Annotated in this window: 20 protein-coding genes; 7 read left to right on the top strand and 13 right to left on the bottom strand. The window is 70.4% G+C overall.

What is annotated here, in order from left to right:
- Nucleotides 1-2: 2 nt before the first annotated feature.
- The 8 genes from ACX9GQ_RS22845 to ACX9GQ_RS22810 are packed head-to-tail and all read right to left on the bottom strand — an operon-like array spanning nucleotide 3 to nucleotide 9,899.
- The gene (locus ACX9GQ_RS22845; RefSeq protein ID WP_459631916.1) at nucleotides 3-1,529 is read right to left on the bottom strand and encodes an alpha/beta hydrolase; all 1,527 of its coding nucleotides are present in this window, start codon (nucleotides 1,527-1,529) and stop codon (nucleotides 3-5) included.
- A 28-nt stretch (nucleotides 1,530-1,557) separates the two neighbouring features.
- Nucleotides 1,558-2,487 carry a dihydrodipicolinate synthase family protein gene (locus tag ACX9GQ_RS22840; RefSeq protein WP_459631915.1) on the bottom strand — a complete coding sequence of 310 codons (930 nt, stop codon included), beginning with the start codon at nucleotides 2,485-2,487 and terminating at the stop codon, nucleotides 1,558-1,560.
- An 18-nt stretch (nucleotides 2,488-2,505) separates the two neighbouring features.
- Nucleotides 2,506-3,177, bottom strand: a complete 672-nt coding sequence (locus ACX9GQ_RS22835; RefSeq protein WP_459631914.1) for an aspartate/glutamate racemase family protein — start codon at nucleotides 3,175-3,177, stop codon at nucleotides 2,506-2,508.
- Nucleotides 3,178-3,198: 21 nt separating this feature from the next.
- Nucleotides 3,199-4,656, bottom strand: a complete 1,458-nt coding sequence (locus ACX9GQ_RS22830) for an amidohydrolase family protein (RefSeq protein ID WP_459631913.1) — start codon at nucleotides 4,654-4,656, stop codon at nucleotides 3,199-3,201.
- Between the two features lie 21 nt (nucleotides 4,657-4,677).
- Nucleotides 4,678-6,393 (bottom strand): dipeptide ABC transporter ATP-binding protein, encoded by a 1,716-nt coding sequence (locus tag ACX9GQ_RS22825; protein WP_459631912.1) that lies wholly within the window; start codon nucleotides 6,391-6,393, stop codon nucleotides 4,678-4,680.
- On the bottom strand, nucleotides 6,390-7,274 hold the full coding sequence (locus ACX9GQ_RS22820; protein WP_459631911.1) for an ABC transporter permease: 885 nt from the start codon (nucleotides 7,272-7,274) through the stop codon (nucleotides 6,390-6,392). Before ACX9GQ_RS22820 ends, ACX9GQ_RS22825 begins: the two co-directional genes overlap by 4 nt.
- Complete coding sequence (locus ACX9GQ_RS22815; RefSeq protein WP_459631910.1) at nucleotides 7,271-8,242, bottom strand: ABC transporter permease; 972 nt, start codon at nucleotides 8,240-8,242, stop codon at nucleotides 7,271-7,273. The genes ACX9GQ_RS22820 and ACX9GQ_RS22815 overlap by 4 nt, the downstream gene beginning before the upstream one ends.
- A 55-nt stretch (nucleotides 8,243-8,297) precedes the next feature.
- Nucleotides 8,298-9,899, bottom strand: a complete 1,602-nt coding sequence (locus tag ACX9GQ_RS22810; protein WP_459631909.1) for an ABC transporter substrate-binding protein — start codon at nucleotides 9,897-9,899, stop codon at nucleotides 8,298-8,300.
- 179 nt (nucleotides 9,900-10,078) lie between these two features.
- Between ACX9GQ_RS22810 and mgrA the strand changes: the two genes are divergently transcribed.
- Nucleotides 10,079-11,122, top strand: coding sequence for an L-glyceraldehyde 3-phosphate reductase (gene mgrA, locus ACX9GQ_RS22805; protein WP_459631908.1), 1,044 nt, complete (start codon nucleotides 10,079-10,081; stop codon nucleotides 11,120-11,122).
- Between the two features lie 9 nt (nucleotides 11,123-11,131).
- On the opposite strand, the gene ACX9GQ_RS22800 is transcribed toward mgrA, so the two are convergent.
- Nucleotides 11,132-12,223 carry a LacI family DNA-binding transcriptional regulator gene (locus ACX9GQ_RS22800; protein ID WP_459631907.1) on the bottom strand — a complete coding sequence of 364 codons (1,092 nt, stop codon included), beginning with the start codon at nucleotides 12,221-12,223 and terminating at the stop codon, nucleotides 11,132-11,134.
- A gap of 165 nt (nucleotides 12,224-12,388) precedes the next feature.
- On the opposite strand from ACX9GQ_RS22800, the gene ACX9GQ_RS22795 reads away from it, so the two are divergent.
- From ACX9GQ_RS22795 to ACX9GQ_RS22770, 6 genes are all read left to right on the top strand, one after another.
- Nucleotides 12,389-13,639, top strand: coding sequence for an ABC transporter substrate-binding protein (locus ACX9GQ_RS22795; RefSeq protein ID WP_459631906.1), 1,251 nt, complete (start codon nucleotides 12,389-12,391; stop codon nucleotides 13,637-13,639).
- A 99-nt stretch (nucleotides 13,640-13,738) separates the two neighbouring features.
- On the top strand, nucleotides 13,739-14,623 hold the full coding sequence (locus ACX9GQ_RS22790; protein ID WP_459631905.1) for a carbohydrate ABC transporter permease: 885 nt from the start codon (nucleotides 13,739-13,741) through the stop codon (nucleotides 14,621-14,623).
- A complete protein-coding gene (locus ACX9GQ_RS22785; protein ID WP_459631963.1) occupies nucleotides 14,623-15,510 on the top strand; it encodes a carbohydrate ABC transporter permease in 888 nt (295 codons plus the stop codon). Before ACX9GQ_RS22790 ends, ACX9GQ_RS22785 begins: the two co-directional genes overlap by 1 nt.
- 11 nt (nucleotides 15,511-15,521) lie before the next feature.
- Nucleotides 15,522-16,631, top strand: coding sequence for an ABC transporter ATP-binding protein (locus ACX9GQ_RS22780; RefSeq protein WP_459631904.1), 1,110 nt, complete (start codon nucleotides 15,522-15,524; stop codon nucleotides 16,629-16,631).
- A gap of 37 nt (nucleotides 16,632-16,668) precedes the next feature.
- Nucleotides 16,669-17,430, top strand: a complete 762-nt coding sequence (locus ACX9GQ_RS22775) for a sugar phosphate isomerase/epimerase family protein (protein ID WP_459631903.1) — start codon at nucleotides 16,669-16,671, stop codon at nucleotides 17,428-17,430.
- 26 nt (nucleotides 17,431-17,456) lie between these two features.
- Nucleotides 17,457-18,608, top strand: coding sequence for a Gfo/Idh/MocA family protein (locus ACX9GQ_RS22770; RefSeq protein WP_459631902.1), 1,152 nt, complete (start codon nucleotides 17,457-17,459; stop codon nucleotides 18,606-18,608).
- A gap of 301 nt (nucleotides 18,609-18,909) precedes the next feature.
- Here the strand turns inward: ACX9GQ_RS22770 and ACX9GQ_RS22765 are convergent, their stop codons facing one another.
- From ACX9GQ_RS22765 to ACX9GQ_RS22750, 4 genes are all read right to left on the bottom strand, one after another.
- Nucleotides 18,910-19,860 carry a nucleoside hydrolase gene (locus ACX9GQ_RS22765; protein WP_459631901.1) on the bottom strand — a complete coding sequence of 317 codons (951 nt, stop codon included), beginning with the start codon at nucleotides 19,858-19,860 and terminating at the stop codon, nucleotides 18,910-18,912.
- 68 nt (nucleotides 19,861-19,928) lie between these two features.
- Entirely contained in the window at nucleotides 19,929-20,039 is a 111-nt protein-coding gene (locus tag ACX9GQ_RS22760) for a DUF2474 family protein (protein WP_459631900.1), read from the bottom strand.
- The gene (gene cydB, locus ACX9GQ_RS22755) at nucleotides 20,036-21,043 is read right to left on the bottom strand and encodes a cytochrome d ubiquinol oxidase subunit II (RefSeq protein ID WP_459631899.1); all 1,008 of its coding nucleotides are present in this window, start codon (nucleotides 21,041-21,043) and stop codon (nucleotides 20,036-20,038) included. Before cydB ends, ACX9GQ_RS22760 begins: the two co-directional genes overlap by 4 nt.
- A gap of 10 nt (nucleotides 21,044-21,053) precedes the next feature.
- The gene (locus ACX9GQ_RS22750) at nucleotides 21,054-22,463 is read right to left on the bottom strand and encodes a cytochrome ubiquinol oxidase subunit I (protein WP_459631898.1); all 1,410 of its coding nucleotides are present in this window, start codon (nucleotides 22,461-22,463) and stop codon (nucleotides 21,054-21,056) included.
- Between the last annotated feature and the right edge of the window lie 296 nt (nucleotides 22,464-22,759).

Raw genomic sequence — 22,759 nt, 5'->3', positions numbered from 1 at the left:
CGTCAGCCCGCGAGCAGCGGGAAGGTCACCCCGAGCGCCCAGGCGAAGGCGACGGCATCCACCACTGCGGCCGCCGCGGGGTGGCCCGTGCGCCGGTACACCCACCCGCTCATCAGGCCGAAGACCAGCATGAACAGCAGGATCACCGGCACGATGATGATCAGGAAGAACAGCCGCTCGAAGTCGAGCGCCACGGCGATGCCGAGCGACACGAGGAAGGCGGCCTGAGACGCGGCATGCATGCCCCGGCCGGCGCCGGGCCCGCGCGTCAGCCACTCGTTGGCGAGGAAATAGGCGAGCGTTCCTGCCAGCATGGCCAGCATCAGCACGAGGCGTCCCGGCGTCGGCATGAAGGCCGTCACGTGGAGGTCGATCGGGATGAAGAGCGCGACCACGACGAAGGCCACGCCCGCGCCTGCCGCCAGCGCAAGAGCAACCGGCCTCAGCCTCCCACGGGGCGCCGCGGGCCGCCGCACGAGGACGAGACAGGCCGCCGTGAGCGCGCCGTAGGCCGCGAAGTGGAAGGCGAGGTAGTCGGCCACCAGCACCGGCAGGACGTGCGTCGGCACCACCCGCAGCACCAGCGGCGCCGCTACCGTGGGCACCAGCAGCAGCCAACCCTGCCGCCACGCGAGCCCAGCCCCCGTGGGCGGCGCGGCCACCACCGGCAGCAGCCGCGACGCCGGCCATGCCAGCAGCACGGCCGCCGCCATGAGCGCGAGGATCCATGGCCCTCGCGTGCGGGGCTGGCCCGGCGGCCGGTCGATCCCGAACGCCGTGTCGAACCATGCGCCTGCCTCGCGGACCGAGTGGGCGCTGAACAGCACGCCGACGTGCTCGACATGCGGGCTGAAGGTGACGCGGCGCGCGGTGCCGGCGGCGGCATCGCCGGTGGTCACGTCGGGGCGCGGCGGCTCAGGCGCGGAGGCGAGGCCCGCGACCCGCAGCGCCTCCGTCTTCAGCATGCCCTCCCAGTCGCCGACGATGACCAGGAGGTTGCGCGGGCTCGTCGTCGTGACGACGGGCGAGAACATCGAGACCGCCACCGTCGCAGCCACCTCCGGCCGGGCCTGCGCGGTGCGGATCACGATGTCGGATGCCATCGAGTGTCCGAGCAGTCCCACCCGCCCGTCGCCCAGCCGCTTCGCCGCCTCGACGATGCGCCCCGTTTCCGCGACGAGGACGGCCGTCGCTCCCGTCTCCTGCGTGATGCTGCCGCCGAGCGGCCGCGGGTTGCGGCCGTGGCCGGCGAAGTCGAACGTCACCGCGACGTAGCCCCGGCGCGCCAGGAACAGCGCGAAGGACTGCATCAGCTGCTGCGAGCCGGCGAAGCCATGTGCGATGACCACGGCCGGTCCGTCCGATCCCGACGCGGAGCGAAACACCGTGGCCGGTGTTCCCTCGACGACCAGGGTTTCGCGAGTGACGCCCTCCTCCGCGATGTCGAGGCGCCACAGCGCCACGGCCCCCAGCACGAGGGCGACGACCGCCGCCAGCCGGCTCAGGCGCGACACGCCCGCCGGCGTCATGGGTCAGCCTTGTCGGGACGGGCCAGCGTCACCCGAGCGACCGAAGCCTGGCCTCCTGCCGGGAGAGCAGGCGCTCCACGTCCGCGATGTCCGCGGCCGACAGGCTACCCGCCGGCTTGCGCAGCGTGGGGCTGGCGATGGCGCCGCGCTTGGCCAGGATGTACTTGCGCACCAGCAGGCCGAGGTTGGGCTGCTGCTCGTAGCGGGCGAGCGGCAGGTAGGCGTCGAAGATGTCGTGGGCCCGCTGCAGGTCGCCGGCATCGGAGGCCGCGCAGACATCGCGCATCATCTCGGGGAAGGCGAAGCCGGTCATCGCGCCGTCCGCGCCGCGGCCCATCTCCTCGGGCAGGAACAGCCCGCCATTGCCGCACAGGATCGAGATGCGCCGGATGTCCCCCGCCGCCTCGGCGGCGCGGATCGCCGTGATCTTGGCGAGGCCCGGCCAGTCCTCGTGCTTCAGCATCACGCAGGTGGGCAGCGACCGCACGATGCGCTGGATCACCGGTGTCGCGATCTGCACGCCGCTCGCCAGCGGGTAGTCCTGCAGCACGAACGGGATCGGCCCCAGCATCGCGGCGGCCGTCTCGAAGTAGGTGAAGATCTGGTCGTCCGTCCGCAGCGTGCCCGGCGGCGCGATCATCACGCCCGCCGCGCCGAGGTCCATCACCGCGCTGGCGAGTTCCTTCATCGGCGCGAAGCCCGGGGCCGAGACGCCGACGACGACCGGCACCCGTCCGCCCGTGCGCGCGATCACCCGGCGCACAAGGGTCGCGGACTCCGCGGCCGTCAGCTTGGGCGCCTCGCCCATCATGCCGAGCAGGGTCAGCCCGGTCGCCCCGCGCTCCATGTAGAAGTCGACCATGCTGTCGACGCTGCCGAGGTCGAGGCCGCCATCGGCGGTGAAGGGCGTGACGGCGATGACGTAGACGCCGCGGGCGGTTTCGTCGAGCAGGGGCATGCGGTCCTCCGTTGTCGGTCAGCTGGCGGCGGCGAGGCGGACGCGGCCCAGTGCCATCGCCGCCGCCGCCTGGGTCGGTTCCACGACGGGTATGCCGACGGCGTCCTCGAGCGGCCTGCGGTAGCGGGCCATGCCGGCACAGCCCATGACGAGCACGTCCGCCCCGTGCGCGTCGCGCAGGCGATGGCCGACGTCGATCATGCGCGACAGCGTGCGCTCCCCGTCGGCCAGTTCCGCCACCCCGAGCCCGATGGCGAGGTCGCCGGCGAAGCGCTGCATGACGCCCATGGCGCCGAAGTAGCGCAGGTGCCGCGGGATGGACGTCGGCAGGATGGCGATGACGCCGAAGCGCTGGCCCAAGGTCAGCGCCTGCAGCACGCCGCATTCGGCGATGCCGAGCACCGGCCTGCGGCTCTGCTCGCGCAGCGCGTGCAGGCCCGGGTCGCTGAAGCAGGCGACCACGAAGGCCGCCGCCTCGTTCTCCAGCGCCGCCGCGCGGCGCAGCAGCGGCCCGATGACCCCGTCCACGTCGCGCTGCGACTGGATTCCGGGCGGTCCTTCTTCCAGCGTGACGCAGCGAATGGCGGGCCCTCCCGCCATCCGCAGCGGCTCCATCGCCGCATCGATCCCGGCCGTCACCGTCGTCGATGAGTTGGGGTTGATGACGACGATCGCCCCGTGATCCGCCATGGCGTCCTCCTGCCCTCCGGCCTAGTGGATGCCGATCTGGTCCGTCGCCCGCACGTGCCGCCAGAAGGTCGGCGGCGTGTCGAGCAGCGAAGCGAGACCGGCGCGGGCGATGAAGGCCTCCGCCTCCCGCTGCGCGTCGTCGAGCACCTCGTCCTCGTTCACGAACACCGCCTTGCGGTCCTTCAGCGCGATGCGGCCGTCGACGATCACGGTGTGAACGTCGTTGCCGTTGGCGAAGTAGACCAGCCGGAACACCGGCATGTTGAGCGGATAGATGTGCGGGCGCCGCATGTCGAGCAGCACGACGTCGGCCTTCTTGCCCACCTCGAGCGAGCCGATCTCCTTCTCCATTCCCAGCGCGCGGGCGCCGTCGATGGTGCACATCTCCAGCACGCGGCCCGGCGGCAGCCAGGAGGGGTCGTGGTGGAAGGTGCGGTGGTAGTGCATGCACTGCTGCATGTGGCGGAACATGTCGCCCGACCGGTCGGGCGCCGTGGCGTCGGAGCCGAGGCAGACGTTGGCGCCCGCCTCCAGCAGCTCCGTCACCGGGCAGCGCGCCAGGATCGACGCCACCGCGCTCGGGTTGTGCGCGATGTGCGTCCCCGTGTCGGCCACGATGCGGATCTCGTCATCCGTCAGCCCCGTCGAGTGCGAGAGGAGGGCGTTCGGTCCCAGCACGCCCATGCCGTGCGCATAGGCGACGCTGCCGCGCGTATGCCCGTCCTGCGTGAAGACCAGCCCCGCCTCCTTCGCGAAGGCCGCGAGTGCCTGCGTCTGCTGGCGCGCGAGCGCAAGGTCCGACGCGCCGAGGCTCTTCTCGTGTTCGTCGCGCAGGGTGGGCGTGATCATCGCCATCCGGATGCGGTCGCCATGCGAGCCATGCCAGCGGCTGACGAGGTCCTTGCAGGTCGCGAACTGCTCCTCGAACGTCACCGGGCGCTCCACCGCCTTGCCGTCGACGAACCGCGCATAGGTCCGCGGGAAGGGCGGGCGTGTGGTGCCGATGGCGACGACGGAGCGCGTGCCGACCTCGCGAACGCCTTCGGCGTGGGCGTCGCCGTACACCGGCTCGTCCGTGCGCAGGATCGTGTCGCCGCCACCCAGCAGCGAGACGCCGGTGGTCACGCCGAAGCGCAGCCGCTCCAGCGCCGCGAGCCGCGCTTCGGCCCGCCAGAACTCCGGCGGCGAGGCCACCGTGTAGGCGATGCCGCAGGCGTCGTACCACAGGTCGCTGCGCCCGCCGCCCATGGTCTTGATGAGGCCGTGCCCGGCATGGGCATGGCCGTCGACGAGGCCCGGCATCACCACCTTGTGCCGGGCGTCGAGCACGGTCGGAGCCGAATGGGCCGCCTGGATCTCGGCGGTCGGCCCCACGGCGACGATCCGGTCGCCGGTGATGGCGACCGCCCCGTCCTCGATGACCCGCCGTTCGCCGTCCATGGTCACCACGATGCCGTTGACGATGATGATGTCGGCCATGGGCGTCTCCTTGTCTGTCGTTCAGGCCTCGCCGCGGATGCGGTCGAGGGTGGGGACCAGCGAGAGCAGGTCCCTCGTGTAGCTGTGCCGCGGCGCGGTGAAGAGCGTCTCGGCCTCGGCCATCTCGACGAGCTGGCCGCTCTTCATCACAGCCACCCGGTCGCACATCTGCCGCACCACCGCGAGGTCGTGGCTGATCAGCAGCAGCGTCAGGCCGGTGGCGTCCCGCAGGTCCTTCAGCAGGTTCAGGATCTGTGCCTGCACCGAAACGTCGAGCGAGGAGGTCGGCTCGTCGCAGACGATCAGGCTCGGCCGCGCGCCGAGGGCCCGCGCGATGGAGAGGCGCTGGCGCTGCCCGCCGGAGAACGCATGCGGGAAGCGCTGCGCGGCGTCGGTGCCGAGGCCCACCGCCTCGATCAGTGTCTCGACGTCCCGCTTCGCCTCGTCCCGCGTGGCGGCGAGCCGGTAGAACAGGATCGGCTCCGCCAGGATCGCCCCGACCCTCATCCGCGCGTTGAGCGAGGAATAGGGGTCCTGGAAGATCATCTGGATCGCCCGGCGGGCGCGGCCGGGCCGCGGCCGCTCGTCGCCGCCCGCGACGCGACGCCCCTTGTAGAGCACCTCGCCCGCGGTCGGCTTCAGCAGCCCCGCGACGACGTTGGCGATGGTCGTCTTGCCGCAGCCCGATTCGCCGACCAGCCCGAAGACCTCGCCGGGACGAATGGTGAAGCTCACCGCGTCGACGGCGCGGAACGCCGGCTTGCGGCTGCCGGGGAGCCACGACGCGGCGCCGTAGTCGACGACGAGGTCGCGGACCTCCAGCAGCGGCGTCTCTTCGGCGGCCTCCGTGGCGGCGGCCTCGGCTGCCAGCGAGGCGCGGAACCGCTCGCGCGCCGCCTCGGCCGTGCGGTGGTTGGCGCCGTCGAGCATCGGGAACCGGTCGAGCCGCATGTCGACCCGCGGCACGGCGGCGATGAGCGCCCGCGCGTAATCGTCCTGCGGGTGCCGCAGCACCTGCGCCACCGGGCCCGTCTCCACGATTCGGCCGCGGTGCATGATCGTGACGCGGTCGGCGATCTGGGCCACGACACCCATGTTGTGGGTGACCAGCAGCACGCCGATGCCACGCTCGTCGGCGAGCCGCCGGAGCAGGTCGAGGATCTGCGCCTGCACCGACACGTCGAGCGCCGTCGTCGGCTCGTCCGCCACCACGAGCCGCGGCGAGCAGGCGAGTGCCGCGGCGATGACGACGCGCTGGCGCTGCCCGCCCGAGAGCTGGTGCGGATAGGCGCGCAGGCGCCGCCGCGGCTCGGGGATGCCGACGGCCTCGAGCAGCGCGAGCGCCCGCTCCCGCGCTTCCGTCCGGCTCACCGGCGCGTGCGCGAGGATCGTCTCGACGAGCTGGCTCTCCACCGTGAACAGCGGGTTCAGGCTCGTCATCGGGTCCTGGAACACGGCGCCGATGTCGCGCCCCAGCTTCACCGCGACGCCATCGACCGGCCGGCCGCCGACGAGGATCTCTCCGGCGGCGATGCGGCCGGGCTTCTCGATGAGCCCCAGCACGGCGTTGCCCACGGTCGTCTTGCCGGCGCCGGACTCGCCCACCAGCGCATGGATCTCGCCCGGTCCGATGGCCAGCGTCGCGTCTTCCACCGCCACGAAGACGCCGCCGTCCGCGAGCGGGTACTCCACCCGCAGGTTCCGGACGTCGAGGACGGGCGCAGCCGTGTCCATCATCGGCCCCGCAGCTTCGGGTTGAAGCGGTCGCGCAGCCAGTCGCCGACGACGTTCACCGCGAGCACCAGCATCACCAGCAGCAGCGCGGGGAACAGCGCGATCCACCAGATGCCCGAGAACACGAACTCGTTGCCGATGCGGATCAGCGTGCCGAGCGACGGGTAGGTCGGGGGCATCCCGACGCCGAGGAAGGACAGGGTTGCCTCGGTCAGGATTGCCGCGGCGAGGTTGATCGTCGCGATGACGAGCACCGGGCCCATGACGTTGGGCAGGATGTGCCGCAGCATGATGCGGTGCGACGGCAGCCCGATGACGCGCACGGCGCGCACATAGTCGCGCGCGCTCTCCACCATCGTCGCGGCCCGCACGGTTCGCGCGTACTGCACCCACTCGTGGATCGAGATGGCGCCGACGAGGATCACCGGTGCCCACTCCGCGCCCCCCGCCGCGGGGAACAGCGTGCGCGCGATGCCGGCGACGAGCAGCGCGAGCAGGATGGTGGGGAAGCTCAGGATCACGTCGCCGACGCGCATGATCACGGCGTCGACCCAGCCCCCGAGATAGCCGGCGAGGAGGCCGAGCAGCACCCCCACCGTCGCCGCGACGAGGACGGCGCCGCCGCCGATGGCGATCGAAACGCGCGCGCCGTAGAGCATCGTCGACAGCAGGTCGCGGCCCTGGTTGTCGGTGCCGAGCAGGAAGCGCGGGTCGCCGTCGGCCGTGAAGCGCGGCGGGATCTCGGCGTCGATCAGGTTGAAGCTCTTCAGGTTCGTCGGGTCGAAGGGCGACAGCACCGGCGCGAGGCTCGCCGCGCCGATGATGACGAGCGCGGCCAGCGCCGCCAGCAGCACGGAGAGGGGCACGTGGCGCAGCGCCTTCATCCCGCCCTCACGCGCAGCCGCGGGTCGACGACGGCGTAGAGCATGTCGACGACGCTGTTGATCGCCACGAACATCAGTCCGACGAACAGAAGGTACGCTGCCATCACCGGGATGTCGGAGAATGTCACGGCCTGGATGAAGAGCAGCCCCATCCCGGGCCACTGGAACACCGTCTCGGTGACGATGGCGAAGGCGATGAGTGAGCCGATCTGCAGGCCGGTGACGGTGATGACGGGCATCAGCGCGTTGCGCAGCGCCAGCCGGTAGTGGATGTGCCGCGCCGACAGCCCGCGCGCCTTGGCGAAGCGGATGTAGTCCGTCGACAGCACGTCGATGAGCTCGGAGCGCACCAGCCGCATGATCAGCGTCAGCTGGTAGAGCGCCAGCGTGATGCCCGGCAAGACGAGGGCCTTCAGCCCGCTTGCGGTGAGCAGCCCCGTCGTCCACCAGCCGAGGTCGACCGTCTTGCCGCGGCCGAAGGAGGGCAGCCAGCCGAGCGTCACCGCGAAGATGAGGATCAGCACGATCCCGGTGACGAAGGTCGGCGTCGAGATGCCGATGAGGGACACGGCCTGGATCAGCCGCGCCGCGATCCCGTCCGGCCGCAGCGCGCAGATCACCCCCAGCGGGATACCGACCGAGAGCGAAAGGAGGGTGGCGACGAACACCAGCTCCAGCGTCGCCGGCAGCCGCTCGGCGATCAGCGCCGTCACCGGCCGCTGGTTGCGGTAGCTGATGCCGAGGTCGCCGCTGAGCGTGCGCTGCAGGAACCGGCCGTACTGGACCAGGACCGGCTGGTCGAGGCCGAGCGCGGTGCGCAGTTCCGCCTTCTCCTGCACCGTGGCGTTCTCGCGCGACATGGCCGCCACGGGATCGCCGACGAAGCGGAACATGGCGAAGGAGACGGCCGAAACGGCGAGCATCACCAGCGCCGCCTGCGCGAGGCGTTCGAGCACCAGGCGGATCATGCGGCCCTCCCGCGGCGGCGGGGCGTGACGCGCGCCCCGCCCGAACCGCGCCGGCTCACTTGACCTGCGCGAACCAGAGGCGGACGTACTCGTCCGGGAACTGGGGCACGTCCACGCCGGCGCGCGCCGCCCAGGCGACGGGCTGCGTGTGCAGCGGGATGTAGGCCACCTGGTCCTTGGCGATCTTCATCGCGTCGGCCAGCATGGCGCGGCGCTTGGGCTCGTCGAGTTCCACCGCCGAGGCACGGGTCAGCTCCTCGATCTTCGGGTCGGTGTAGCCCGTCGGGTTCGAGCCGCCGAAGTTGTCCTTCTGGGCGGTGAGCAGCGACGACAGCACGCTGAAACCGTCCATCGGGGGCAGCGTCGCCCAGCCGATGATGAACGTGTCGAACTCGCCCTTGTCCATCCGCGGGAAGTAGGTGGCGCGGGATTCGGTCTTCAGGTCCGCCTGGATGCCGACGCGGCTCCACATGGCCGCGATGGCGACGCAGATCTGCTCGTCGTTGATGTAGCGGTCGTTGGAGCAGTTGAAGCCGGTCTTGAAGCCGTTCGGGTAGCCGGCCTCGGCGAGAAGCTTCTTGGCGAGCTCGGGATCGTACGAGACGAGCTTGTCGTTCTCGGCGGAGAAGCCGGGCACCGGCGGAGCCACCAGCGTTCCCGTGTTGCGCGACTTGCCGCGCATCACGCGCTTCTGGATCGTGTCGAGGTCGATGGCGTGCCACATCGCCTGCCGTACCTTGAGGTCGAGCATCGGGTTCTTCTGCCCGGGCGTCGCCTTCAGTTCGGGCCGGAAGTTGAGGCCGAGGAAGATGAGACGAAGCGACGGCTCCTCGATCACCTTGAAGCCGTTCGACTGGCCGATGCGGGCGAGATCCTGCAGAGGCGCCGGCGCGATCAGGTCGAGTTCGCCCGACAGCAGCGCCGCGACGCGCGTCGCGTCGGACTTCACCGGCTTGAACTCGATGCGCTTGAGGTTGTGCTCCGGCTTGTCCCACCAGTTCGGGTTGACGACGAGGTTCATGCCGACGTCGGGCTTGAAGGACTCGACGATGAACGGCCCGGTTCCGATGGCGGCCGTGGAGGCGGCGGTCGTGACGCCGGTGGCGATGTTGCCGGGCTTCGTCGCCCCGTTCGCCTCCATCCACTCCTTGTCCATGATGTAGATGCCGGCGAGGTCGTTGAGCAGGAGCGGGTAGGGCCCCTTCGTCTTGATGTCGACGGTGTAGTCGTCGACCTTGGTGACGCCGGTCACGGTCGAGAGGTTGCCGCGGGCGCGGGCGCCCGGGTCGAGCAGGCGGGTGATCGAGGCGACCACGTCGTCGGCGTTGAAGTCGTTGCCGTTGTGGAACTTGACGCCCTTGCGCAGCTCGAAGCGCCAGGTATCCGGCGCCACCGTCTTCCAGCTCGTCGCCAGCGCCGGCTCCAGCTCGAGCTTGCGGTTGCGCCGCACCAGCGGGTCGAACACGTGGTGCAGCATGCTCGTGGTGAAGCTCTCGGTGTGGGCGTACGGATCGAGCGTCGTCACGTCCGTGGGCGCCGACCAGCGCAGCGTCTGCGCCGAGGCGCCGGTCGCCAGCAGCGCCGCCAGGGCGGTCGTTGCGCCAAGCAGCGCGACCCGACCGGCTGCTGCGATGTTCCACGGGACTGACTTGCGCATGACGGACCCCCTTCCGAGTGCGTATTGACTGATTGTCTAACAATGGCACCCGGCTCTCCGGCCCGTCAACGTCCGAGCCCGCTGGCCGGGAGCGGGTCGCTGCACGGCTGCCCCGCACGCGGCCGCGTTGTGCTCGCCTCCGATGCCATGTTGGATGGGCAGAAGACCGGGAGGAGCTGATGACCTACGCACCCGCGCCCGCGCGCTACGACGCCATGACCTACCACCGCGTCGGGCGCAGCGGCCTGAAGCTCCCGGCGATCTCGCTCGGGCTCTGGCACAGCTTCGGCGAGGACCGCCCGCATGATGTGGCCCGTGCCATCTGCCGCCAGGCCTTCGACCTCGGCATCACCCATTTCGACCTCGCCAACAACTACGGCCCGCCTCCCGGCGCGGCCGAGGAGGCGTTCGGCGACATCCTGCGCGGCGACTTCCGCGGCCTGCGCGACGAACTCGTCATCTCCACGAAGGCCGGCTACCGCATGTGGGCCGGCCCCTACGGCGAGTGGGGCAGCCGCAAGTACCTGCTGTCGAGCCTCGACCAGAGCCTGCGGCGCATGGGGCTCGACTACGTCGACATCTTCTATTCCCACCGCTTCGATCCGGAGACGCCGCTCGAGGAGACGATGGGCGCGCTCGATGCCGCGGTGCGGCAGGGCAAGGCGCTCTACGCCGGCATCTCCTCCTACAATGCCCAGCGCACCCGCGAGGCGGCGGCGATCCTGCGCCGGCTCGGCACGCCGTGCCTCATTCACCAGCCGAGCTACTCGCTGATCAACCGCTGGATCGAGGACGACGGCCTGCTCGACGTGCTGGACGAGGAGGGCATCGGCTCGATCGTCTTCTCGCCGCTCGCGCAGGGACTGCTGACCGACAAGTACCTCGCCGGCGTGCCCGCCGACAGCCGCGCCGCGGCGGGCAAGTCGTTCCGCACGGCATTCCTAACCCCCGACAACATCGAGCGCGCCCGGGCGCTCGACGCCATCGCCCGGCGCCGCGGCCAGACCCTGGCGCAGATGGCGGTGGCTTGGGTGCTGCGCGGCGGCCGCGTCACCTCGGCGCTGATGGGGGCCAGCCGGCCCGACCAGATTGTCGAGTGCGTGGCGGGCCTCGCCAACCGCGACTTCTCGCCGGAGGAACTGGCGGAGATCGACACCCACGCCGTCGAGGGCAACATCAACCTCTGGGCTGCGTCGGCCGAGCGGCAGGGCCCGGCGCGCTGAGCGTCGCGGTCACCGCCCCTTCGCCCGCTCCTCGGGGCCGATGCTGACGACGGTGGCCCGGCGGCTCGGCGGGGCGGTGCTTTCGCGCTGCAGCACCTCGACGGGCAGGTGGATGACGCGGCGCGACGGGTCGAACGAGCCGTCGATCATGCCGAGCAGCACCTCGGCGCCGGTGCGCCCGAGGTCGTGCCGCGGCTGGCGGATGGTCGAGAGCACCGGCTCGGTGAAGTCGGAGAGGTCGTTGCCGTCGAAGCCGATGATCGAGACGTCCTGCGGCACCCGAAGCCCCGCCCGGCGGACGGACTTGAGGAAGCCGATGGCGATCTCGTCGCTGGCGCAGAACACGGCGGTGGGCCGGTCGGAGAGCGCCAGGAACGCCTCCGCCGCACCGAGGCCCGCGGCGAAGGTGTAGCGCCCTCCCGGCGGCCCCTCGAGCCGCAGGATGTCGGCGGCGTCGATCCCGCCCTCGACCGCCGCCTCGCGCATCCCGGTCCATCGCAAGGTGTCGACGCTGTGGCCCTTGGGTCCCGCCGCATAGGCGACGCGGCGGTGGCCGAGACGGGCGATGAGCCGGCCCGCCTCGCGCCCGGCCGCGCGGTCGTCGACCGAAATGTCCGGGATGGCACTGTCGCCGATCGGCGAGAGAAGCGACACCATCGGCAGGCCCGCGTCCGCCAGCGAGCGACCGCGTGCGCGCGGGACGTAGCCGCACAGCAGGATGATGCCGTCCACCTGCCGCGAGAAGGCAAGCTCGACGAAGCCCGCCTCCTTGTCCGGCGCGTTGTCGAGGTTGCCGATGATGACGCCGTAACCGGCCGGGGCGAGCCCGGTATCGATGCCGCGCAGCACGTGGGAGTACATCTGGTTGGCGATCGAGGGCACGACCACGAGCACCATGTTGGTGCGCTGGCGGCGCAGGTTGCGGGCGCTGCTGTTGGGCGTGTAGCCGCTGGCCTTAACGGCTTTCATCACGAGCGCCACGGTTTCGGGCCGCACGCTGTCCGGCTTCGCCAGCGCCCTGCTCACGGTGGCCGTCGAGACGCCGGCGAGCGCCGCGACGTCGGCGATGGTTGCCGGCACGGTCCTTGGCTTCCGGGTCACCGCGCGCCTCCCGCTGCAGCGTGCACGAGGAGATGGCGTCTTTTCTTGTTGCGTTGCAGCATCGTCTGCCTCTTGACAGCGGTTCTTGCCGACATCACTGTCCAAGCCAAGTTGTAATCGATTACAACGTTCGACCGCAAACAGGTCGGCAAGGGGAGAAACGCCATGAAGCACGCTGCCATCCAGCACACCGCATCCGCGCTCGCGCTCGTTGTCGGCCTCGGCTGGTCCGTCGCCGCCTCGGCGCAGGAGATGAAGGCCGAGGTGATCCACTGGTGGACTTCCGGCGGCGAGTCGGCTGCCGTGAAGGTGTTCGCCGACCAATTCAACAAGGCGGGGGGCACCTGGGTCGACACCGCCATCGCCGGGGGCGCGAATGCCCGCACCGCCGCCATCAACCGCACGGTGTCCGGCACGCCGCCGGTGATGATGCAGTTCAACACCGGCAAGCAGTTCGACGAGCTCGTCGAGAACAACCTGCTGACCGACGTCGACGCCATCGCCGCCGAGCAGAAGTGGAAAGACAAGATCCCGGCGGCCATCGTCGCGGCCACCACTCGCAACGGCAAGATGTTCGCCGTGCCGGTCAACATCCACGGCCAGAACTGGCTCTTCTACAACACCGACGTGCTGAAGAAGGTCGGAGCCGAGGAGCCCAAGACCTTCGACGACCTCATCGTCATCCTCGAGAAGCTGAAGGCCGCCGGCCTCGTTCCGCTCGCCTTCTCCGGCCAGAAGACCTGGGAGCGCGGCCTGTTCAACGCCGTGATGCTCGGCCAGGGCGGCCCGAAGCTGTGGATGTCGGTCTACGGCGACAAGGATCCCAAGGCGGTGAAGAGCCCCGAGTTCAAGAACGTCGCCGAGACCTACGCCAAGCTGCGCAACTTCGTCGACGCAGGCGCGCCGGGCCGCAACTGGAACGACGCGACCGCGCTCGTCATCCAGGGCAAGGCCGGCTTCCAGATCATGGGCGACTGGGCCAAGGGCGAGTTCATCGCCGCCGGACAGACGGCCGGCAAGGAGTATGGCTGCACCATCCTGTCGAAGGCGGGCGGCGGCTACGCCATGGGCGGCGACGTCTTCGCCTTCCCGAAGGTGAAGGACGCCAACGCGCAGAAGGCGCAGGTCGTGCTCGCCAAGATGCTGCTCGATCCGACCACCCAGATCGAATTCAACAAGAAGAAGGGCTCGATCCCCGTCCGAACGGACGTCGACACCTCGTCGATGGATGTCTGCGCGCAGAAGGGCGCCAAGATGGTTGCGGACAAGAGCCAGCAGGCGCCTGCCATGGAACTGCTGACGCCGCCGGCCGTCACCGGTGCCGTCGAGGACGTCATCTCGTCCTTCTGGAACAACCCGGGCCAGAGCATCGACACCTTCCAGGACAAGTTCGCCGCCGCGCTGAAGACGATCTGAGGACGTCACCCGCCGGCCCGCCTCCGGGCGGGCCGGCACTCCTGCCGCGACCGTCCCCATCCCCGTTGCGCCGCCACCCCCGGCGCTGGACGACCCGCCATGTCCGTGCTCAGGCCACGCCTCGCCTCGAGATTGTCCGCGTGGATTGCCCTCATCCCGGCGATCGCGGTCTTCCTCGTCGTCTATGTCGGATCCACCGCCTGGACGATCTGGATCTCGATGACGTCCTCGCGGATGCTGCCGAGCTCCAACTTCGTCGGGCTCCGGCAGTACGAGGCGCTGTTCGCCAACGAGCGCTGGCTCGTCTCCGTTTCCAACCTCGCCGTCTTCGGCGTGCTGTTCCTCGCCACGAGCCTCGTGCTCGGCTTCCTGCTGGCGGTCGCCATCGACCAGAAGGTCCGCGCCGAGAACATGCTGCGCTCGATCTTCCTCTACCCGTTCTCGATGTCGTTCATCGTCACCGGCCTCGTCTGGCAGTGGCTGCTGAACCCCACTTTCGGCGTGCAGGAAATCGGCCGACGCTTGGGCTTTTCCGACTTCACCTTCGACTGGATCGTGCGCCAGGACACGGTGATCTACTGCCTCGTCATCGCCGGCGTGTGGCACGCTGCCGGACTCGTCATGGCGATCATGCTCGCCGGCCTGCGCGGCATCGACGAGGACATCTGGAAGGCCACCCGCGTCGACGGCCTGCCGCCCTGGCGCGTCTACGTCTCCATCGTCATCCCCATGATGGGCGCGAGCTTCGCCACGGCGACCGTGCTGCTCGCCACCAGTGTCGTGCGCCTCTACGACCTCTCGGTCGCCATGACCAACGGCGGCCCGGGCATCGCCTCCGAGGTGCCCGCCAAGTTCGTCATGGACCACCTGTTCGAGCGCCAGAACATCGGGCTGGCGACCGCCGCCGCGACCTCGATGCTCATCACCGTCGCCGCCGTCGTCGCGCCATGGTTCTACTGGCGCAGCCGCCGGAGGGCCGCGTGATGGTCGCCGCCGCCGGGCCCACCGGTCCCCGCCCCCGCCCGGTCACGCCGGCGCGCGTCGGGCTCTACGCCTTCCTCGCCGTCACGGCGCTGTTCTTCCTCGTGCCGCTCTACGTGATGGTCGTCACCTCGCTGAAGACCATGCCCGAGATCCGGCAGGGCAACCTGCTCGGCCTGCCCTCGGCGCCGAGCTTCGCAGCCTGGGCGCATGCGTGGTCGTCGGCCTGCACCGGCCTGCAGTGCAACGGCATCAGCGTCGGCTTCTTCAACTCGGTGAAGATCCTCGTGCCGTCGGTCATCGTGTCGATCGCCGTCGGCTCGCTCACGGGCTACGCGCTGTCCTTCTGGCGGGTGCGGGGCGCTGGCGTACTCTTCGGCACGATGATGATCGTCGCCTTCGTGCCCTACCAGATCTTCATCTACCCGCTGGTGCGCGTGTTCGCGTGGGGCGGCATCAGCAACTCGCTGCCGGCCATCGTCATCATCCACACGGTGTTCGGCCTGCCGACGATGACGCTGCTCTTCCGCAACTACTTCGCCTCGCTGCCGATCGAGCTGTTCAAGGCGGCGCGTGTCGACGGGGCGGGGTTCTTCCGCATCTGGTGGTCGGTGATGATGCCCATGGCGACGCCCATGCTCATCGTCGCCGTCATCCTGCAGGTCACCGGCATCTGGAACGACTTCATCCTCGGCCTCGTCTTCGCCGGGCGCGAGAACCTGCCGATGACGGTGCAGCTCAACAACATCGTCAACTCCACCCAGGGCGAGCGCCTCTACAACGTCGACATGGCGGCGACGCTGCTCACCGCGCTCGTGCCCCTCGTCGTCTACTTCGCGTCCGGACGCTGGTTCGTGCGCGGCATCGCCGCAGGAGCTGTCAAGGGATGAGCCGTCAAGGGATGAACCAGGCAACCGCTCCCCGCCCGGCCACCGGCCGGTGCGACGTCTCCGTCCGGGGCGTCGAGATCAGCTTCGGCCAGGTCCGCGTCCTCGAGAAGCTGGACCTCGACATCCGGGAATCTGAGTTCGTCGTCCTGCTCGGCCCGTCGGGCTGCGGCAAGTCGACCCTGCTCAACGCCATCGCCGGCCTGCTCGACGTCAATGCGGGGCAGATCTGGATCGGCGGCCGCAACGTCACCTGGGAGGAGCCCAAGGACCGCGGCATCGCCATGGTGTTCCAGTCCTACGCGCTCTACCCGCGCATGAGCGTGCGCGGAAACATGTCCTTCGGGCTGCGCGTCGCGGGCCTGCCCGCCGCCGAGATCGAGAGACGGGTGGCGGAAGCCGCCGCCATGCTCAAGATCACGGAGCTGCTCGACCGCCGGCCCTCCGAGCTCTCCGGCGGCCAGCGCCAGCGCGTCGCCATCGGCCGCGCCCTCGTGCGCGACGCCGGCGTCTACCTGTTCGACGAGCCGCTCTCCAACCTCGACGCCCAGTTGCGCGCCGAGCTGCGGGTCGAGATCAAGCGCCTCCACCAGCGCCTGTCGGCGACGATGATCTACGTCACCCACGACCAGATCGAGGCCCTCACGCTCGCCGACCGCATCGCCGTGATGAAGGACCGCATCATCCAGCAGCTCGGCACGCCGCAGGAAATCTACCAGCGGCCCGCCAACCGCTTCGTCGCCTCCTTCGTCGGCTCGCCCGCCATGAGTTTCGTGCCCGGCGTCCTGCGCACGGGTCCCTCGGGCCCCGTCTTCGAATCGGGCACCTTCTCCTGCTCGCTCGCCGGCTACGGCTTTGCCGCCCCGCCGCAGGACGGCCACGAGGTCGAGCTCGGCATCCGGCCCGAGCACATCGAGCACGGCCCGGCCGGCACTCATCAGGCCACCGTCGAGATGGTCGAGCCCATGGGCAGCGACCAGCTCGCGTGGACCTCTCTGGGCGGCGCCCCCGTGTCGCTGCGCCTGCCGGCCGAGTCGGCCGTGGCCACGGGCCACTCGCTCGCCATCACCATCCCGGCCCACCGGGTCAGCCTCTTCGACCGCGCCGGTGGCCAGCGCCTCTGACACGACGCCTCCATTTCGACCACCTCGGGATACCGCCATGACACGTCCGATCGACGGCCTTTCGTTCCAGTTGTACTCCGCCCGCTCCCTCGAGGGGCTGGAGCGGCAGTTCGAGCTTCTCGCCGGGATCGGCTACCGCAAGGTGGAGCCCTTCGGCGGCCTCTTCGGCGACCCGGCGGCGCTGAAGGCCCTGATCGCCCGCCACGGCATGACGGCGCCCACGGCCCATGTCGGTCTCGACCGGATGCGAGCCGATGCCGCTGCCACCTTCCGCATGTGCCGCGACATCGGCATCGAGACCGTCTACGCCCCGGCCCCGCCGATGGGCGAGCGCGACGGCGGCGAGAAGGAGTGGCGCGCCATCGGCGCCGAGCTGGCAAAGTTCGGCAAGGTCGCGCGCGAGGAAGGGCTCGGCTTCGGCTGGCACAACCACCACTGGGAGTACGGCAAGGCCGCCGACGGGCGTCTGTTCCTCGACGTCATGTTCAACGAGGCCCCTGACATCCTGTGGGAGGCCGACCTCGCCTGGATCGTGCGCGGCGGGGCGGACCCCGTCAGCGAGGTGAAGCGCTACGCCGGCCGGGTGAAGGCCGTGCACATCAAGGACATCGCGCCCGCCGGCCAGTGCCTCGACGAGGACGGCTGGGCCGACGTCGGCCACGGCACGCTCGACTGGGGCACCATCGTCCCGGCGCTGAAGGCCGTGGGCGTCACCCTCTTCGTCGCCGAGCACGACAAGCCGAACGACGTCGCCCGCTTCGCCCGGCGCGCCTACGACGCCGTGGCGGCGTGGGCCTGACCGGGGCGAACACAGGAGGACCAGCCATGGACACGCTCGGCGTCGGCATCATCGGATGCGGCAACATCTCCACCATCTACATGCTCAACATGCCGAAGTTCGCCGGCTTGAAGCTCGTCGCCTGCGCCGACGTGCGGCCGGAGGCGGCGAAGGCACAGGCCGACAAGTTCGGAATCGCCGCGCTCGGCATCGACGAACTGCTGCGGCGCGACGACATCCACGTCGTTGTCAACCTCACCATCCCCAACGCCCACTTCGAGGTGAGCCACGCCGCGCTCACCGCCGGCAAGCACGTCTTCTCCGAGAAGCCGATGTGCGTGCGCGCGCAGGACGCCCGCCGCCTGCTGCAGGAGGCGGGCGCGCGCGGCCTGAAGATGGGCTGCGCCCCCGACACGTTCCTCGGCGCCGGCGGCCGCCTCGCCCGCGAGCTCGTCGATGCCGGCCGCGTCGGCAAGGTGCTCTCCGGTTCGTGCTTCCTGATGTCCCACGGGATGGAGCACTGGCACCCGGACCCCGAGTTCTTCTTCAAGCCCGGAGGCGGGCCGATCCTCGACATGGCGCCCTACTACCTCGGCGCGCTGGTCAACCTCATCGGCCCGGTCGCCTCGGTCCAGGCGCGCGCCTCCGCCGGCTTCGCCGAGCGGATCGTGACGGCGGAGGGCCCGCGCAAGGGCCACGCCATCAAGGTGGAGACGCCGACGACCGTCATGGCGTTGCTCCACTTCGCGGGCGGGGCGGACATCATGTTCACGATGAGCTGGGACGTGTGGAAGCACGGCCACCCGCCGATCGAGCTCTACGGCGCGGATGGCTCGCTGCGCGTGCCCGACCCCAACTTCTTCGGCGGCACCGTCGAGGTGACCGACAAGGGCGGCGACTGGCAGGTGCTGGACAGCGCGGACAAGCCCTTCGGCAAGCCCAACTGGCGCTCGCCCAACTGGGCGCCCTCGATGCCCGACCGTGCCAACTACCGCTGCCTCGGCATCGCCGACCTCGCCAGCGCCGTGACGAAGGGAACGCCGCACCGCTCGTCCGGCGCGCTCGCCTCGCACGTACTCGACGTGATGGAGGCGATCCTCGAGGCGGGTTCCAACGGCCGCACCGTCGAGGTGGCGTCACGGGTCGACCGTCCCGTTGCCCTCGGGGATACGGAAGCCGCCGCCCTCTGGCACGGCTGAACGCTCGCCGCCCCTCAAGGGGGCGGCGGCGGCTCCCTTCTCCCCGCGAGCGGGGAGAAGGTGCCCCGAAGGAGCGGATGAGGGGCGGCGCCGAAGGAGCCTCCCGACAGCCGCCCCCTCATCCGTCTGCGCTATCGCGCAGCCACCTTCTCCCCCGGAGGGGGCGAAGGTCATCGGCACCGTCGCGGCGGTGCCTGCAGCATCGTGTAATCAAGCCAACGCAGCGGCGGCCGCTCCCTTCTCCCCGCTGGCGGGGAGAAGGTGGCGCGAAGCGCCGGTTGAGGGGCGGCGGTAACCGGCCTCAGCCCCCCAGCGGATAGCGCGCCAGCCGTTCGCACAGCAGGTCGAAGAAGCCGTCGCCGTCGGCGTCCTTCAGGAACAGGCAGTTGGGCTTGCGCCCCGTCACGCGCCACCAGTCGGCCACCGTCATGCCGCGCGTCAGCGGGCTCTGCGTCTCGATCTCGACGTTGATGTCACGGCCCTGGAACAGATCCGGCTTCAGCAGGGAGGCGATGACGCAGGGGTCGTGCAGAGGCGCGCCGTCCCAGCCGTACTTCTCGCGGTCGAAGCGCTCCGAGAACGACACCATCTCCGCCACCGCCCGCGCGGCCGGGTTGTCGAGCGCGCGGATGCGCTTCAGGCGCTCCGGGGTCACCAGCACCTTGTGCGTCAGGTCGAGCGGCGCCAGCACGATGGGCACGCCGCACGCCATCACCGTCGCCGCGGCCTCGGGGTCGACGTAGACGTTGAACTCCGCCGTCGGCGTGATGTTGCCCACCTCGAAATAGGCGCCCGCCATCGCCACGATCCGGTCGATGCCGCGCACGATGCCGGGCTCCTTCACCAGCGCCATGGCGAGGTTCGTCAGCGGGCCGAGCGTGCACACCGTCACCGACGACGGCTCGGCCTTCATCAGCGTCTCGACGAGGAAGTCGACCCCGTGCTGCGGCTGCACCGGCAGCGTCGCCTCCGGCAGATGCGGGCCGTCGAGCCCCGTCGGCCCGTGCACGTGCTCCGCCGTCACCAGCGGCCGCATCATCGGCCGCGGGCAGCCGGAAAAGACCGGCACATCCCTGCGCCCGGCGAGTTCCACGATCCGCCTTGCGTTGAGGAGCGTGCGCGGCAGCGGCACGTTGCCGGCGACGGCGACGATGCCCAGCACGTCGAGATCCTCGGGCGAGGCGAGCGCGAGGAGGATCGCCACGGCATCGTCCTGGCCGGGGTCGGTGTCGATGATGATCTTGCGGGGCACGGCGGACCTGCGGGAATCCGGGAGGGAAGGGGCTCCAGTTCAGGGACCCGGCGGCGCGCCGTCAAGCCTCAGTGGATCGCCCACCGGATGACGAACGCGACGACGCCGAGGCTGGCCACGCCGCCCGCCCACAGCAGCACGAACCAGCCGAGCTGCCGCGCCCAGGGTGCCAGCGTCAATGGTAGCCCCCGCCGTGGGCGTTCACCTTGCCGCGGAACACCCAGTAGGAATAGGCGGTGTAGGCGAGGATGAGCGGCACCAGCACGCTCGCGCCGGCGAGCAGGAAGGCGAGGCTGTTCTCGGGCGCCGCCGCCTCCCGGATCGTGACCGACGTCGGCACGATGTAGGGATAGAAGCTGATGCCGAGCCCGACATAGCTCAGCACGAACAGCGCCAGCGCCGCGAGGAAGGGCGTCAGCTCGCGCCGCGCCGCGATCCCGCGGAACAACAGCAGCGCCGCCAGCCCCACCAGCAGCGGCACCGGCGCCGTGTAGAGCAGCTGCGGCATGGCGAACCAGCGCCCCATGAACACCGGGTTGAGGAACGGCGTCCACAGGCTCACCGCGCCGATGGCGCCGAGCGTGGCGACCGCGGTGATGCCGGCGAAGCGGTAGGCGTCGTCCTGCAGGCGGCCTTCGGTCTTGTAGATCAGCCACGTCGCACCGAGCAGCGCGTAGCCGGCGACGAGCGCCACGCCGGTGAGCAGGCTGAAGGGCGTCAGCCAGTCCCACCAGCCGCCCGCATAGGCGCGGCCCTCCACCGGGATGCCCTGCACCAGGGCCCCCAGCGCGATGCCCTGCGCCAGCGCCGCCGCGAGCGAGCCGCCGAAGAAGGCCCAGTCCCAGAAGCGCTTCGCCCGCCGCGTCCGCCAGCGGAACTCGAACGCGACGCCGCGGAAGATGAGGCCGAGCAGCATGGCGATGATCGGCGCGTAGAGCGCCGTCATCACGATGGAGTAGGCGAGGGGGAACACCGCCAGCAGCCCGCCGCCGCCGAGCACGAGCCACGTCTCGTTGCCGTCCCACACGGGGGCGACGGCGTTCATCATCTCGTCGCGCTCGGCCTCGTCGCGGCCGAAGGGGAACAGCAGCCCGACGCCGAGGTCGAAGCCGTCCAGCACCACGTAGGCGAGCACCGCGAAGGCGATGATGCCGGCCCAGACGAAGGCGAGGTCGATGGCCATGCTCCCCTCCTCAGCGCGCCGGCAGCGCGTCGTGCGCGTCCATGGCCGGGCCGGGCGTGATGCCGCTCGCGCGCAGCGGCTTGTCCGGCTCGAGCTCGGGCTCGCCCCGCTCCACGCCCTTGTTCATGAGCCGCAGGATGTAGAAGGTGCCGGCGCCGAACACGGCGAAGTAGACGACGATGAAGGCGACGAGTGACGCTGCGACCGCCTGCGCCGCGATGGGCGACGCCGCGTCGGCCGTGCGCAAGTGGCCGTAGACCGTCCACGGCTGCCGCCCCACCTCCGTCGTGATCCAGCCCGCCAGCACGGCGACGATGCCCGACGGCCCCATGGCGAGGGCCGAGCGGTGCAGCCAGGGCGCCTCGTAGAGGCGGCCGCGCCAGCGCAGCCACAGGCTCCACAGGCCCAGCGCCGCCATCAGCATCCCGATCCCCACCATGATCCGGAAGCTCCAGAACACGACGGGCGCCGGTGGCCGGTCCTGCGGCGGCCATTCCTTGAGGCCCTTCACCACGCCGTCGAGCGAATGGGTGAGGATCAGGCTGCCGAGCTTCGGCACCTCGATGGCGTAACGGGTGGTCTCGGCCGTCATGTCGGGCCAGCCGAACAGGATCAGCGGCGCGCCGGCGCGGGTCTCGAAGTGGCCTTCCATCGCGGCGATCTTGGCCGGCTGGTGTTCAAGCGTGTTCAGCCCGTGCATGTCGCCGGCGAGGATCTGCACCGGCGCGACGAGCGCCGCCATCCACATCGCCATCGAGAACATGGTCCGCGCCGCCTCGTCCCGCCGGTCGCGCAGCAGGTGGAGCGCGCCCGTCGCACCGACGATGAAGGCCGTCGTCAGGTAGGCCGCCAGCACCATGTGCACGAGGCGGTAGGGGAAGGACGGGTTGAAGATGACCTGCCACCAGTCGACGACGACGAACTGGCCGGCATCGTTCATGGCGTGGCCCTGCGGCGTCTGCATCCAGCTGTTGACGGACAGGATCCAGAAGGCCGACAGCGCCGTGCCGGCCGCCACCATGGCGGTGGCGAACATGTGCAGCCCCCGGCCCACGCGGCGCATGCCGAACAGCATGACACCGAGGAACCCGGCCTCGAGGAAGAAGGCCGAGAGCACCTCGTAGCCCATCAGCGGGCCGATGACGGGGCCAGCCTTGTCCGAGAACACGCTCCAGTTCGTGCCGAACTGGTAGCTCATCACGATCCCCGACACGACGCCCATGCCGAAGCCGACGGCGAAGATCTTCTTCCAGTAGGTGAAGAGATCGAGGAAGACCTGCCGGCCCGTCCACAGCCACAGCGCCTCGAGCACCGCGAGATAGCTCGCAAGGCCGATCGAGATCGCCGGGAAGATGATGTGGAAGCTCAGCGTGAAGGCGAACTGCACGCGGGCGAGCATCAGGGCGTCGAGGTCAGGCATGGCGATCCTCGTCGGGGGCTCGGATCCGGACTCCTGCATGCAACGCGCGAGGAGTCCGCTCAGTCTCGACCACGGCCCAGCGGGAGGCAAGGATGGGTTTCGCGCCCCCGCCCCGCGCCGGACGGGGGCGCCAGCCCTGTCGCATCGATGATTCGTCGCCGCTTCGTTCCCGTGCCGGTCCCTCGGGTGCCGGCGCGGGACGGTGCCGGCGCCCGGGTTTTCATGTCTCGTTGACCATGATCCGCGGCCGAAGGCGACACGACGGCGCCCGAACCCGCGAAGCGATTCGTCGACGC

Source organism: Alsobacter sp. R-9 (assembly GCF_054612375.1).
Note: the sequence above shows the minus strand (reverse complement) of the source record. Positions and strands in the feature narration are given on the sequence as shown.